The organism is Comamonas aquatica, from assembly GCF_018064205.1.
Classification (GTDB): Bacteria; Pseudomonadota; Gammaproteobacteria; order Burkholderiales; family Burkholderiaceae_C; genus Comamonas; species Comamonas aquatica.
Genome location: NZ_CP072916.1, coordinates 369,147 through 382,891 on the forward strand (window position 1 = coordinate 369,147; position 13,745 = coordinate 382,891).

The following is a 13,745-nucleotide window of genomic DNA, read 5'->3' on the forward strand; positions in this document are numbered from 1 at the left end:
GCCCCATGCACACCGAAGACTTCACCCCGGCCCAACCCCACTCCGACACCGCGGTGGCGCCGGTCGACGCTGCGGTGCAGCTGGAGAATTCAGGAGCAGTCAGCGCGCATTTGTCCTTGGATGGCGATACAAACGTGTCTGAAGTGGCCGAATCGCAAGCGCCAGCTGCTCCTGAAAAAGAGGCGCTGCCCGCCTGGGCGGAACCCGTGCCCGACGTCAGCAGCCTGAGCGCCGCCAAGGACGCGGCCGCCTTTGTGGCGCAAATCTTCACCGACCCCAGCATGTCGGATGCGGCCGACGCCGACGTCACCGCCGTGCCCGTGGATGCCGCCCCTGCGGTGGCGCTGCCCCCCGTGCCTGCGCAATGGCCGCAGGACCAGGCGCAGCACCTGCAGGGCCGGCGCGTGCTGATCCTGGGCCTGGGCGCCTCGGGCCTGGCCATGGCGCGCTGGTGCGTGCGTGCCGGGGCCGAAGTCACCGTGGCCGACACCCGCGAAGCCCCGCCCCAGCTGGCGCTGTTGCACAGCGAGCTGCCGCAGGCGCGGTTTGTGGGCGGTCCGTTGACCAGTGCCCTGGTGGACGGCCAGAGCCTGAACGCCGTGTACCGTTCCCCCGGCCTGGCGCCGGACGTGATCGCGCCCGTGGCGGACGCCGCGCGTGCGATCGGCCTGCCTGTCGGGGGCGAGCTGGATTTGTTCGCCGCGGCCCTGCAGGGCATGGCCCAGGCGCACGGCTACCAGCCCAAGCTGCTGGCCATCACCGGCACCAATGGCAAGACCACGGTGACCTCGCTGACCGGCAAGCTGCTGGAGCATGCCGGCCTGAGCGTGGGGGTGGCCGGCAACATCGGCCCCACCTTGCTGGACACCCTGAGCGCGCGCATCGACGCGCAGGACCTGCCCCAGGTCTGGGTGCTGGAGCTGTCCAGCTTCCAGCTCGATGGTGTGCAGGGTTTCGAGCCGACTGCCGCCGTGGTGCTCAACGTCACACAGGACCACCTGGACTGGCACGGCAGCATGGATGCCTATGCCGCCGCCAAGGCCCGCATCTTCGGCGAGCACGGCCTGATGGTGCTGAACCGCGAGGACCGCACTGTCATGGACATGCTCCCCGCACCGGTCAAGGTCAAGCTGCAGAAGCCGCAGCAGCGCGCCCACATCAGCTTTGGCGCCGACCTGCCGCGCAACCCCGGCGACTATGGCATCGAGATGGTGGCTGGCATGGCCTGGCTGGTGCGCGCGCTGGAGGTGGACCAGGCGGGCCGCCGCGCGCGCGATCCGCAGGAAGAGCTGCACCTGCAGCGCCTGCTGCCCGCCGATGCCCTGCGCATCCGCGGCCGCCACAACGCCACCAACGCCTTGGCCGCGCTGGCGCTGGCCCAGGCGGCCGGTGCTGCGCTGGGCCCCATGCTGTACGGCCTGCGTGAATACCGCGGCGAGCCCCACCGCGTGGAGCCGATTGGCATCGTGCAGGGCGTGGAATATTTCGACGACAGCAAGGGCACGAACGTGGGGGCCACCGTCGCCGCCTTGACCGGCCTGGGGGCCGACCGGCGCATCGTGCTGATCCTGGGCGGGCTGGGCAAGGGGCAGGATTTCACCCCGCTGGCCGCCCCGGTGGCGCGCTATGTGCGCGCCGTGGTGCTGATCGGGCGCGATGCCCCATTGATCAAGCAAGCCCTGCAGTGCGAAGGCGTGCCCCTGCTGGAGGCCGCCGACATGGCGCAGGCCGTGCAACGGGCCAGTGCCCAGGCCTGGGAGGGCGATGCCGTGCTGATGTCGCCCGCCTGCGCCAGCATGGACATGTTCCGTGACTATGCCCACCGCGCCCAGGTGTTTGTGGCGGCGGTGCAGGAGCTGGCCGACGAGGCCGGTCAGATCCTGGGAGGGTACGACGCATGAGCAGCCTGACCCATGTGCGCGAACGCCTGAAAGGCTGGCTGGCCGGCGCGGCCGACAAGCCCGTCGACGTGCTGCCCGTGCGCGTGGGGGGCACGGAGTATCGCAACACCCGGGCCCTGCCGCCCACGGCCCTGGGGCTGGACCAGGCCCTGATCTGGGTGGTGATTGCCTTGCTGGCCTGGGGGCTGGTGATGGTGTACTCGGCCTCGATCGCCATGCCGGACAACCCGCGCTTCGGCAAGATCGAGCATTACCACTTCCTGTTGCGGCATTCGATGAGCCTGGGCGTGGGCTTCGTGGCGGCGCTGCTGGCCTTCCAGGTGTCGATGAAGACCTGGGAACGGCTGGCCGTGCCCATGTTCCTGCTGGCCCTGCTGCTGCTGGTGATGGTGCTGGTGCCCGGCGTGGGCCTGGTCGTGAATGGCGCGCGGCGCTGGCTGCCGCTGGGGGTGATGAATTTCCAGCCTTCGGAGCTGGCCAAGTTCGCCGTGCTGGTCTATGCCGCCGACTACATGGTGCGCCGCATGGACGTGAAGGAACGCTTCTTCCGCGCCGTGCTGCCCATGGCCGCGGCCGTGTTCGTCGTGGGCGTGCTGTTGCTGGCCGAGCCCGACATGGGGGCCTTCCTCGTGATCGTGGTGATCTCGATGGGCATCCTGTTCCTGGGCGGCGTGAATGCGCGCATGTTCTTTCTGATGGCGGCGCTGGTGGTCGGGGCCTTTGTGCTGATGATCGCCTTCTCGCCCTGGCGGCGTGAGCGCATCTTTGCCTACCTGGACCCGTTCTCGGTGGACCATGCGCTGGGCAAGGGCTACCAGCTCTCGCACGCCCTGATCGCCATCGGGCGGGGCGAGCTGTTCGGCGTGGGCCTGGGCCGCAGTGTGGAGAAGCTGCACTGGCTGCCCGAGGCGCACACCGACTTCCTGCTGTCCGTGATTGGGGAGGAGTTCGGCTTCATCGGCATCCTGATCCTGATCGTTGCCTTTGTCTGGTTGACCCGCCGCATCATCGAAATCGGCCGGGAGGCGATCTTCCACGACAAGGTGTTTTCCGGCCTGGTGGCCCAGGGCGTGGCGCTGTGGTTTGGCTTTCAGGCCTTCATCAACATGGGCGTGAACCTGGGGGCCTTGCCCACCAAGGGGCTGACGTTGCCGCTGATGAGCTTCGGCGGCTCGGCGGTGTTGATGAACCTGGTCGCGGTGGCGGTGGTATTGCGGATTGACTATGAGAACAAGCTCATCAGTCCAAAGGTGAGGAAGTGATGCAAGAGAAAGTGGCTTTGGTCATGGCAGGCGGCACCGGGGGGCATATCTTCCCGGGCTTGGCCGTGGCCCACGCGCTGCGCGAGCAAGGCTGGCGTGTGCACTGGCTGGGGGCGCCCGGCAGCATGGAAGAGCGGCTGGTGCCGCCCCAGGGGTTCCCGCTGGAAACAATTGATTTTTCGGGGGTGCGCGGCAAGGGTCTGCTCACCCTGGCCCTGTTGCCGCTGCGCCTGCTCAAGGCCTTCGCACAGGCGCTGTCGGTGGTGCGCCGCGTCAAGCCGGACGTGGTGATCGGCCTGGGGGGCTACATCAGCTTCCCCGGCGGCATGATGGCCGTGCTGGCGGGCAAGCCGCTGATCCTGCACGAGCAGAACTCCGTGGCTGGCATGGCCAACAAGGTGCTGGCCAGCGTCGCCGACAAAGTGTTTGCGGCATTCCCGAATGCGCTGCCCAAGGCGCAGTGGGTGGGCAACCCCTTGCGCCAGGCCTTCCTGCAGCAGCCGGAGCCGGCCGAGCGCTTTGCCGGTCGCAGCGGCCCGCTCAAGGTGCTGGTGGTGGGCGGCAGCCTGGGTGCCAAGGCCTTGAACGACATCGTGCCCCAGGCCGTGGCCCTGCTGCCGGCCGAGGCGCGCCCGCAGGTGGTGCACCAGAGCGGCGCCAAACAGATCGATGCCCTGCGCGCCAACTATGCCGCCGTCGGGGTGCAGGCCGAGCTGACGCCCTTCATCGAAGACACGGCGCAGGCCTTTGCCGATGCGGACCTGGTCATCTGCCGCGCCGGTGCCAGCACCGTGACCGAGCTGGCGGCCGTTGGTGTGGCGGCGATTTATGTGCCCTTCCCGCACGCGGTCGATGACCACCAGACCACGAACGCGCACTTCATGGTGGATGCCGGGGGTGGATGGTTAATGCCACAAGCTGCATTGAATGCACAAAAACTGGCAGAAATGCTACAGAATATGCAGCGTTCAACACTCTTGAACGTTGCCCTTAAAGCGAAAACGATGCAGAAGATTCATGCCACCCGCGAGGTGGTCGCTGCGTGCGAGGAGCTCGCCGCATGAAACACGCCATTCAAAACATCCACTTCGTGGGTCTGGGTGGCTCCGGCATGAGCGGGATCGCCGAGGTTTTGCACAACCTCGGCTATACCGTCTCCGGCTCCGATCTGGCGCCAAGCGCCACCCTGCAGCGCCTGCAGGCGCTGGGAATCCAGACGTTTGTGGGCCATGCCGCGTCCCAGGTGCAGGCCGCCGATGTGGTTGTGACCTCCACCGCCGTGCAGGCCAACAACCCCGAGGTGCTGGAAGCGCGTGCGCGCAAGATTCCCGTGGTGCCCCGGGCCCTGATGCTGGCCGAGCTGATGCGCTTCAAGCAGGGCATCGCGATCGCTGGCGCCCATGGCAAGACCACCACCACCAGCCTGGTGACCAGCGTGCTGGCCGAGGCCGGGCTGGACCCCACGTTCGTCATCGGTGGCAAGCTCAACAGCGCCGGTGCCAATGCCAAGCTGGGCCAGGGCGACTACATCGTGGTCGAGGCCGACGAGTCGGATGCCTCGTTCCTGAACCTGCTGCCGGTGATGGCGGTGGTCACGAACATCGATGCCGACCACATGGAAACCTATGGCCACGACTTCGGTAAGCTGAAGCAGGCTTTTGTCGACTTCCTGCACCGCATGCCGTTTTACGGGCGTGCCATTGTCTGTGCCGAAAGCCCGGCGGTGCGCGACATCCTGCCCGCGCTGGCGCGGCCCGTGACCACCTATGGCTTTGCCCCCGATGTGCAGGTGCGGGCCGTGGAGGTGCGTGCCGAGCATGGCCAGATGCGCTTCAAGGTCTTGCGCCAGAACGGCCAGACCTATCCCGCGCTGGACGTGACCCTGAGCCTGGCGGGCGAGCACAACGTGCTCAACGCGCTGGCGGCCGTGGCGGTGGCCATGGAGCTGGAGCTGCCCGATGCCGCCTTGCTGCGTGCCCTGGAAGGCTTCAAGGGCGTCGGCCGCCGTTTCCAGCGTTATGGCGACTTGCCTTGCGCACAGGGTGGCAGCTTCACCGTGATCGACGACTACGGCCACCACCCGGTGGAAATGGCCGCCACCTTGGCCGCTGCACGGGGCGCTTTCCCCGGGCGCCGTCTGGTGCTGGCCTTCCAGCCCCACCGCTACACCCGCACGCGCGACTGTTTCGAAGACTTCGTCAAAGTCCTGGGCGCTGCCGATGCGGTGCTGCTCAACGAGGTCTACGCCGCCGGCGAAGCCCCCATCGTGGCCGCGGATGGGCGCGCGCTGGCACGCGCCGTGCGCGTTGCAGGGCGTGTGGAGCCCATTTTTATTGAGACAATTGCGGATTTGCCCCGGGCAATTGCGGACAATGCGCAGCCTGGGGATGTGGTGCTGTGCATGGGCGCAGGGTCGATTGGCGCGGTCCCCGCGCAACTGGTTGAAATGCTAGAGAACAAAGAGCTGCAAGCGCAGAAAGGATCTGCGCCATGAGCAATTCCATGAAGAAAATCGATCCGCGTGCCCTGGGCAAGGTGGCCGTGCTGATGGGCGGCCGTTCGTCCGAGCGCGAGGTGTCCCTGATGTCGGGTCAGGGCGTGCTCGACGCCCTGCGTGCCCAAGGGGTGGATGCCCACGCCTTCGATCCCGCCGAGCAGGAGCTGGGCGCGCTGAAAGCCCAAGGTTTTGCGCGCTGCTTCATCGCCTTGCATGGCCGTTTCGGTGAAGACGGCACGGTGCAGGGTGCGCTGGAACTGCTGGGCATTCCGTACACCGGCTCCGGTGTGATGGCGTCCAGCATGGCCATGGATAAGATCATGACCAAGCGCATCTGGCGCTTCGAAGGCCTGCCCACGCCAGACTGGCGCATGGTGTCCAGCCCCGAGGCAACCACGGCGGCCCTGGCGGCCCTGGGCGCTCCCATGATCGTCAAGCCCGCCCGCGATGGCTCCAGCATGGGCCTGACCAAGGTGACGGAAGCCAGCCAGTGCGCCGCAGCCTATGCCCTGGCCGCCAAGTACGACGACGAAGTGCTGTGCGAACAGTTCATCGCCGGTGAGGAAACCACCTGCGCTGTCCTGGGCGAAGGCGCAGCGGCCGCAGCCCTGCCCGTGATCCGCATCGTGGCGCCCGACGGCAACTACGACTACCAGAACAAGTACTTCACCGACGTCACGCAGTACCACTGCCCCAGCGGCCTGCCGGCGGACGAGGAAGCGCGCATCCAGCAGATCGTGGAAAAGGCTTTCCGCACCCTGGGCTGCCGCGGCTGGGGCCGTGCCGACGTGATGATTCGCCAGAGCGATCGCCAGCCCTTCCTGCTGGAGATCAACACCTCGCCCGGCATGACCAGCCATTCGCTGGTGCCCATGGCCGCGCGTGCGCGCGGCATGAGCTATGAGCAACTGTGCCTGACCATCCTGGCTTCGGCCTCGCTGGACAGCACGTCGTCAGAGGAGCGTGCGGCCTGATGAGCTACTCCATGCCAGCCCCTTTGGATGTCAAACTCATGAACGTGACCGCAACGGCCATGTTCGGTGGGGTGGCCATCCTCATGCTGGCGGTGGTGAGCTGGTGGGCGGTGCGCCATCCGGCCTTCTCGATTGCACGCATCGTGGTCGAAGGGGAGATGCTGCACAACAATGCCGTGACCCTGCGGGCGAATGTGGCCCCGCACCTGACCGGCAATTTCTTCACGATCGATCTGAAGGACGCGCGCGAAGCCTTCGAGCAGGTGCCCTGGGTGCGCCAGGCCGAGGTGCGCCGCGAGTATCCGAACAGCTTGCGCGTCATCCTGCACGAGCACGAGCCCCAGGCGTACTGGGGGCCGGAGACCGGGACCGCGATGGTCAACACCATGGGTGAAGTGTTCGAGGCGAATGTGGGCGAGGTGGAGCGTGAAGGCTTGCCTCGCCTTTCTGGCCCCGAGGGCTCGGCCGTCGAGGTGCTGCGCATGTACTACGCCTTGGACCCCGTCTTTACCGCCATCGGGGCGCCTGTGGATGCGCTGACCTGGCGTGACCGCGGCAGCTGGCTGGTGCAGCTCGACAACGGCGCCAGCATCGAGCTGGGCAGCGGCAAGCCGGAAGAAGTCCTGCAGCGTACGCAGCGTTTTGTACGGACGCTGCCGCAGATTACCCAGCAATACCAGCGCACGGCCGAGGCCTTGGAGTACGCAGATCTGCGCTACCCCGATGGCTACGCCTTGCGCTTGCGTGGCGTGACCACCGTGTCGCGAGAAAAGGCATTGGAAATGGCCAGACGCCAAGCAGCACAGCAACAAAAAGATAGCAAAAAAACACGACCTACTGAGGGCAGGCACTGATATGGCAAGAGAGTACAAAGACGTCGTCGTCGGTTTGGACATTGGCACTGCCAAGGTGATGGCCGTGGTCGCCGAGGTCATGCCCAACGGCGAGCTCAAGCTGGCAGGGCTGGGCGTGGCGCCAAGCAACGGCCTCAAGCGTGGCGTGGTGGTGAACATCGAAGCCACGGTCCAGAGCATCCAGCAGGCCCTCAAAGAGGCCGAGCTGATGGCCGACTGCAAGATCCAGCGTGTGTACACCGGCATCACCGGCAGCCACATCCGCGGGCTGAACCAGAGCGGCATGGTGGCCATCAAGGACAAGGAAGTCACGCCCACCGACGTGGCGCGCGTGATCGAAACCGCCAAGGCGGTGAGCATCTCCTCGGACCAGCGTTTGTTGCTGGTGGAGCCCCAGGAGTTCGTGATCGACGGCCAGGACGTCAAGGAACCCGTGGGCATGAGCGGCATCCGCCTGGAGGCCAAGGTGCACATCGTGACCGGCGCGCAAAGCGCAGCGGAAAACATCATCAAGTGCGTGCGCCGCTGTGGCCTGGAGGTGGAGCAGCTGCTGCTCAACCCGCTGGCGGCCAGCCAGGCGGTGCTGACCGACGATGAGCGCGACCTGGGTGTGGCCCTGGTCGACATCGGCGCCGGCACCACCGACGTCGCCATCTTCACCGGCGGTGCGATCCGCCATACCGCCGTGATTCCGATCGCCGGCGACCTGATCACCAGCGACATCGCCATGGCGCTGCGCACCCCCACCAAGGATGCCGAAGACATCAAGGTGGAAAGCGGCTATGCCAAGCAGATGCTGGCCGATCCCGACAGCCAGGTGGAAGTGCCGGGCCTGGGCGATCGCGGCCCACGCATGATCAGCAAGCAGGCGCTGGCCGGTGTGATCGAACCCCGTGTGGAAGAAATCTTCTCTTTGGTACAGCAGGTCATCCGCGAGTCCGGCTACGAGGAAGTCCTGTCCTCGGGCATCGTGCTCACCGGTGGCAGTGCCGTGATGCCGGGCATGGTGGAGCTGGGCGAGGACATTTTCCTCAAGCCCGTGCGCCGCGGCGTGCCCAAGTATTCCAGTGCATTGGCCGACATGGTGGCGCAGCCGCGCTCCGCGACGGTGATGGGTTTGCTGGAAGAAGCGCGACAAGCAAGATTGCGCGGTTTCAAGGTGGCACAAAAGAGTGGGTCCATGAAGACCGCTTTTGGTCGATTTAAAGACTTCATTGTGGGAAACTTCTAACTATGTGCTCTCGACGTATGCGCATTACCGGGCCTCCCACGGATTTTCGATACCGACGACGAAGAGAAGCCCCCTATACAGCACCACTGAACCCATTTCAAAAATCTCCAGGAGCACCAACATGACCATCGAAATGATCGAAGCCGAAACATTCAATCAAGGCACGCAGATCAAGGTGATCGGTGTGGGCGGCGGCGGCAGCAACGCCGTTGAGCACATGATTGCTTGCAATGTGCAAGGCGTTGAATTCGTCAGCGCCAACACCGATGCGCAAGCATTGATCCGCAGCAACGCGCACCGCACCATCCAGTTGGGCTTGAGCGGTCTGGGTGCTGGCAGCAAGCCCGACAAGGGTCGTGAAGCCGCGGAAGCCGCCGTGGAAGACATCCGTGCTGCGATCGAAGGGGCGCACATGCTGTTCATCACGGCCGGCATGGGCGGCGGTACTGGCACCGGTGCGGCCCCGGTGATCGCTCGCGTGGCCAAGGAGATGGGCATTCTGACCGTGGGCGTGGTGACCAAGCCGTTTGACTGGGAGGGCGGTCGCCGCATGCAGAACGCCGATGGCGGTCTGACCGAGCTGGAAGCCAATGTCGACTCGCTGATCGTGGTGCTGAACGAAAAGCTGCTGGAAGTGCTGGGCGATGACATCACCCAGGAAGAAGCTTTTGCGCAGGCCAACGACGTGCTCAAGAACGCCGTGGGCGGTATCGCCGAAATCATCAACGAATACGGCCATGTGAACGTCGACTTCGAAGACGTGCGCACCGTGATGGGCGAGCCTGGCAAGGCCATGATGGGTACAGCCCGCGCTTCCGGTCCCGACCGTGCACGCATCGCGGCCGAGCAGGCCGTGGCCTGCCCGCTGCTGGAAGGCATCGACCTGTCCGGCGCTAAGGGCGTGCTGGTGCTGGTGACGGCCGCCAAGGGCAGCCTGAAGCTGGCCGAATCGCGTCTGGCCATGTCCACCATCAACGCCTACGCCTCGCCCGATGCACACGTGATCTATGGCGCCGCCTACGACGATTCGCTGGGTGACGACATCCGTGTGACCGTGGTGGCCACCGGCCTGTCGCGTCCTGCGGCCCGCCGCCAGGCCATGTCCGTGGTCCAGGGTGGCCTGCGCACCGGCACGGACGGCGATTTCGCCTACGCCGGCGCTCCCACAGCCGCCATGGGCGGCGTGAACATGGGCGCTGCCACGGCGCCTGCCATGGGTGGTGCCGCCAGCGTGGGCGGTGGCTATGCCGATGTGAGCGTGCCCAGCGTCTGGCGCACCAACCGTACCCAGGCCGCAGCCCGTGTGGATGCCTTGTCCTCGGGTGGCATGGACGACCTGGAAATCCCTGCCTTCCTGCGCAAGCAGGCGGACTGATCCGACAGCGCGCCAGCGCGGTCACCAAACCGGGTTCCTGAACCCGGTTTTTTTTATGCTTGTAACGTTGGCCAACACACCGGGGTCAACGGCAGGCGTCAATCGGCGTTATAGAAATTTCCATGTCCTTGGCGGGGCGGAAAAATGCCCTCCGCCCCTAAAATTGCCCCATGCTTCAGCAACGTACCATCAAGACCCTCACCCGTGCCGTCGGCATGGGGCTGCACAGCGGCCAGCGTGTCGAGATGACGTTGCGCCCTGCGCAGCCGGATACGGGCATCGTGTTCCGCCGGGTGGACCTGCCAGAGCCGGTCGACATTCCCATCACGGCCCAGGCGGTGGTGGACACGCGCATGGCCTCCACCATCGGGGTGGGTAGTGCCAAGGTGCACACCATCGAGCACCTGATGTCCGCCCTGTGCGGGCTGGGCATCGACAACCTGTACATTGACATCACGGCCGAGGAAGTGCCCATCCTGGATGGTTCCTCGTCCTCGTTCATGTTCCTGCTGCAAAGCGCGGGCATCGAACTGCAGAACGCGCCCAAGAAGTTCATCCGCATCAAGCAGACCGTGGAGGTGCGTGAAGGGGAAGGAAAAAACCTCAAATGGGCGCGTTTTGACCCCTACCACGGCTTCAAGCTGAAGTTCGATATCGATTTCTCGCACCCCGCCGTGGACTCCACCGGCCAGTCGTTCGAGTTCGACATGGGCGAAGGCAACTACATGCGCGACATCGCGCGCGCCCGCACTTTTGGCTTTACCAAAGACGTGGAAATGCTGCGCACCAACGGCCTGGCGCTGGGCGGCGGGTTGGACAACGCCATCGTCATGGACGACTACAAGGTGCTCAACAGTGACGGGCTGCGCTACGACGACGAGTTCGTCAAGCACAAGATCCTGGACGCGATCGGCGACCTGTACGTCATCGGCCATCCCATCCTGGGCGCCTACAGCGCCTTCCGCTCGGGCCATGGCATGAACAACCAGCTGATCCGTGCCGTGCTGGCCGATGCCGCCAACTGGGAGTTCGTCACCTTCGACAACGAACGCAAGGCCCCCGCCGGATTTGCCCAGACCGCCCTGGCCTGGTAAGTCCCGCCCCGGGAATCACGGTATAAAGCAGCCATGCTGATTTTTCGCTGGCTGCTTTTTGCTTTGTTGATCACTTCGGCCCTGTGCTTTGTCTTCTACCTGGGCACGGGGCGGCCGCACTATCGCCGTTGGGGGCTGGTGATTCTGAAGTGGGCCGTGATCGCCGGACTGGCCTTTTTTGCCGTGCTCGGCCTGTCGCGCTTCCTGCTGATCTGAGCGCACGGGCCCGTGCAGGGGTGTGCACTTGCTTGCATCTGTAAAGCCTGTGCAAAGCGGTGCGGGGCAGGGGCAAAGTTCCGTAAAGCTGGGCTGCTCCGGCCTGGGCGGCCCGTTTTTTCTCGCATGATGGCGTCGTGGCAGCCGCTCCGGCTGCTTGCTTTCTGCCTTGGAAAGGACGCACCATGCAACTGCAACGCTTCACTGCTTCGATCGCCACCGCCGTGGCCCTGACCCTGGGGGTGAGTGCCGTGGCCCAGGCCCAGCCGCACGGCGGCCGCCACCATGACGCACCCTACGCCCAGCAGCACCGCCACAAGCCCGGGCCTTCTGCCGGCTGGCACCGCGACCGTGGGCCACACGGTCCGCAGGCGCACCCCGGCCACCGGCCTCCGCCTCCGGGCCACCGCTACTACCGCGGCGCGGGCCCGCAGCACAACTGGGTCAAGGGCACGCGCCTGCCCCCGCAGTACCGCGCCACGCGCTACGTGGTGCACGACTGGCGCGGCCACCGCCTGCACCAGCCGCCCCGCGGCTACCACTGGGTGCGTTACGGCGGTGACTACATGCTGGTGGCGATTGCGACCGGCGTGATCTCGCAGCTCATCATCCACAGCATGTATTGAGGGTCGCTTGGTGCCGGGACGCGCCGCTGCGCATGGGGTGTCCCGCCGTGATGGCCCTTTGCCATGACCTGCTGTGCCCAGTGGCAGGCCATGGTTGATTGCATCAAAAGCAGAGCACTCTGCGATTACTGGATAAGGGCTGCAGGCGATTTTGGCGTACAGCCTTTTGGCACAGCCGGGCGACAGCGGTTCAGTAGGCGCGGCCGGCCTTGAGCATGGCGTGCTGCCGGCGCTGCAGGCCGGAGTCCTGGGCCAGCTTGTCCAGCATGGCGCCGGCGTGGGCGTGCGTGATGGCCAGGCCCAGGGCGTCGGCCGCATCGGTGCCGGGCAGGCCGGGCAGCTGCAGCATGCGCTTGACCATTTCCTGGATCTGTCCCTTGGCCGCACGGCCATGGCCGGTGATGGCCTTCTTCATCTGCAGCGCCGTGTACTCGGCCACGGGCAGGTCCCGGGTCACCAGGGCGGTCAGCGCCGCACCGCGCGCCTGGCCCAGCAGCAGGGTGGACTGCGGGTTCACGTTGACAAACACGATCTCGATGGCCGCCGTGTCGGGCTGGTAGCGCGCCACCACCTCGCTCACCCCCTCGAACAGGATCTTCAGGCGCCCCGGCAGATCGCCCAGCGCCACGCCTTCGGTGCGCGTGGTGCGGATGGTGCCGCTGGCCACATAGCGCAGCTGGTGGCCGTCGCGTTCGATCACGCCAAAGCCGGTGGTCTGCAGGCCGGGGTCAATGCCAAGGATTCGCATGGAAAGTGCTGGGAACAAGGGGAGGGCGACGCAGGCTGCGCCTGCTTGCGATTGTGCCGCATGCCCGCACGGCCGCCGTGGAACTGGCACTGCCCTGGGTACACTGCGCCCCTTGTGTGTGTTCCTTGCCGTGTCTGCCAATGCCTGTGCCTGTCCTTCGTCGCCTGTTCCGTGTGTTGTTGCGCCTGCTGCTGGGCCTGGGGGCGGCCGTGCTGGTGCTGGTGGGCTGGCGCATCGTGGTGCTGGCCACAGCCTCCACACCGCGCCATGCCGAGGTGGTGCAGCAGGTGTTCCGCGCGGACCCCCTGCCGGTGTTCACCCCGCAGCATCTGCAACTGGTGCGCGCGCTGCGGGTGTGGTGGCTGCCGGTCGAATCCGGGGCGCCCGGGGTCGACCCCGGTCAGCCGCTGCGCGGTGAGATCCCTGCCGTGCAGCGCGCCCAGCAATTGCTGGCCACCGACGACACCACCCTGGCCACGCAGCGGCTGGCCGAAGTGGCACGCTGGGTGCGGCCATTTGTGACCCAGGCCCACCTGGCGCCGGGGCGCTATGCCGTGCCGGCCGACATGGCCGCCTGGCTGCCCGGTGTGCAGCACGGCCAGTTCCAGCTGCGGGCCGAGCACCTGGCCCTGCTGCGTGCCGCCATGTGGCGCGAGGTGGAGGGCGAGGCCTTGTAGGAATGGCTGGCCGAGAGCACCGAGGCCGCACCGCTGTGGCCCATGCCCGCCATCGACGGCAAGCGCCCCTATGGCGACCGGTCCTACTACACCATCGACATGGCCGAGATTCTGGGCCGGCCTTTTGCGGTGGACGGGCAGGGGCGGCCCATCCTGGACCCGGTTCGGGTGGCTGCCCTGACGGCACTGCACGAAGAAACGCTGACCGCGCTGCAGGTGCTGTTCCTGTATGGCGAGATGGGCGGCTGAGCGCCGTTGGCCGCCCTGGCGCCGGTGGGTGGCCGCGTGGT

14 protein-coding genes are annotated in these 13,745 nt (G+C 66.2%); 13 read left to right on the forward strand and 1 reads right to left on the reverse strand.

Annotated features, from left to right (window positions below; all coding sequences use genetic code 11):
• Positions 1–5: 5 nt before the first annotated feature.
• From murD to KAQ61_RS01750, 11 genes are all read left to right on the forward strand, one after another.
• The gene (gene murD, locus KAQ61_RS01700; protein ID WP_210930299.1) at positions 6–1,901 is read left to right on the forward strand and encodes a UDP-N-acetylmuramoyl-L-alanine--D-glutamate ligase; all 1,896 of its coding nucleotides are present in this window, start codon (positions 6–8) and stop codon (positions 1,899–1,901) included.
• Positions 1,898–3,163, forward strand: coding sequence for a putative lipid II flippase FtsW (gene ftsW, locus KAQ61_RS01705; RefSeq protein ID WP_210930300.1), 1,266 nt, complete (start codon positions 1,898–1,900; stop codon positions 3,161–3,163). Before murD ends, ftsW begins: the two co-directional genes overlap by 4 nt.
• Positions 3,163–4,227 carry an undecaprenyldiphospho-muramoylpentapeptide beta-N-acetylglucosaminyltransferase gene (gene murG / locus KAQ61_RS01710; RefSeq protein WP_210930301.1) on the forward strand — a complete coding sequence of 355 codons (1,065 nt, stop codon included), beginning with the start codon at positions 3,163–3,165 and terminating at the stop codon, positions 4,225–4,227. Before ftsW ends, murG begins: the two co-directional genes overlap by 1 nt.
• Positions 4,224–5,657 carry a UDP-N-acetylmuramate--L-alanine ligase gene (gene murC / locus KAQ61_RS01715; protein WP_210930302.1) on the forward strand — a complete coding sequence of 478 codons (1,434 nt, stop codon included), beginning with the start codon at positions 4,224–4,226 and terminating at the stop codon, positions 5,655–5,657. The genes murG and murC overlap by 4 nt, the downstream gene beginning before the upstream one ends.
• The gene (locus tag KAQ61_RS01720; RefSeq protein WP_210930303.1) at positions 5,654–6,634 is read left to right on the forward strand and encodes a D-alanine--D-alanine ligase; all 981 of its coding nucleotides are present in this window, start codon (positions 5,654–5,656) and stop codon (positions 6,632–6,634) included. Before murC ends, KAQ61_RS01720 begins: the two co-directional genes overlap by 4 nt.
• Positions 6,634–7,488, forward strand: coding sequence for a cell division protein FtsQ/DivIB (locus tag KAQ61_RS01725; RefSeq protein WP_042411423.1), 855 nt, complete (start codon positions 6,634–6,636; stop codon positions 7,486–7,488). Before KAQ61_RS01720 ends, KAQ61_RS01725 begins: the two co-directional genes overlap by 1 nt.
• 1 nt (position 7,489) lies before the next feature.
• Positions 7,490–8,719, forward strand: coding sequence for a cell division protein FtsA (gene ftsA / locus KAQ61_RS01730; RefSeq protein WP_042411421.1), 1,230 nt, complete (start codon positions 7,490–7,492; stop codon positions 8,717–8,719).
• A gap of 121 nt (positions 8,720–8,840) precedes the next feature.
• The gene (gene ftsZ / locus KAQ61_RS01735; RefSeq protein ID WP_210930304.1) at positions 8,841–10,094 is read left to right on the forward strand and encodes a cell division protein FtsZ; all 1,254 of its coding nucleotides are present in this window, start codon (positions 8,841–8,843) and stop codon (positions 10,092–10,094) included.
• Positions 10,095–10,264: 170 nt separating this feature from the next.
• Entirely contained in the window at positions 10,265–11,188 is a 924-nt protein-coding gene (gene lpxC / locus KAQ61_RS01740; RefSeq protein WP_042411414.1) for a UDP-3-O-acyl-N-acetylglucosamine deacetylase, read from the forward strand.
• Between the two features lie 33 nt (positions 11,189–11,221).
• Positions 11,222–11,404: a hypothetical protein gene (locus KAQ61_RS01745; RefSeq protein ID WP_042411411.1), complete on the forward strand. Its 183-nt coding sequence runs from the start codon at positions 11,222–11,224 to the stop codon at positions 11,402–11,404.
• Between the two features lie 185 nt (positions 11,405–11,589).
• Positions 11,590–12,030 carry an RcnB family protein gene (locus tag KAQ61_RS01750; protein WP_052369779.1) on the forward strand — a complete coding sequence of 147 codons (441 nt, stop codon included), beginning with the start codon at positions 11,590–11,592 and terminating at the stop codon, positions 12,028–12,030.
• Between the two features lie 190 nt (positions 12,031–12,220).
• Here KAQ61_RS01750 and ruvC read toward each other — a convergent pair whose 3' ends face one another.
• Entirely contained in the window at positions 12,221–12,778 is a 558-nt protein-coding gene (ruvC, locus tag KAQ61_RS01755) for a crossover junction endodeoxyribonuclease RuvC (RefSeq protein ID WP_183301037.1), read from the reverse strand.
• Between the two features lie 140 nt (positions 12,779–12,918).
• Between ruvC and KAQ61_RS01760 the strand changes: the two genes are divergently transcribed.
• Both KAQ61_RS01760 and KAQ61_RS01765 read left to right on the forward strand, forming a co-directional pair.
• Positions 12,919–13,455 (forward strand): hypothetical protein, encoded by a 537-nt coding sequence (locus tag KAQ61_RS01760; protein WP_210930305.1) that lies wholly within the window; start codon positions 12,919–12,921, stop codon positions 13,453–13,455.
• A 42-nt stretch (positions 13,456–13,497) separates the two neighbouring features.
• Entirely contained in the window at positions 13,498–13,704 is a 207-nt protein-coding gene (locus KAQ61_RS01765; protein WP_210930306.1) for a hypothetical protein, read from the forward strand.
• Positions 13,705–13,745 lie beyond the last annotated feature (41 nt).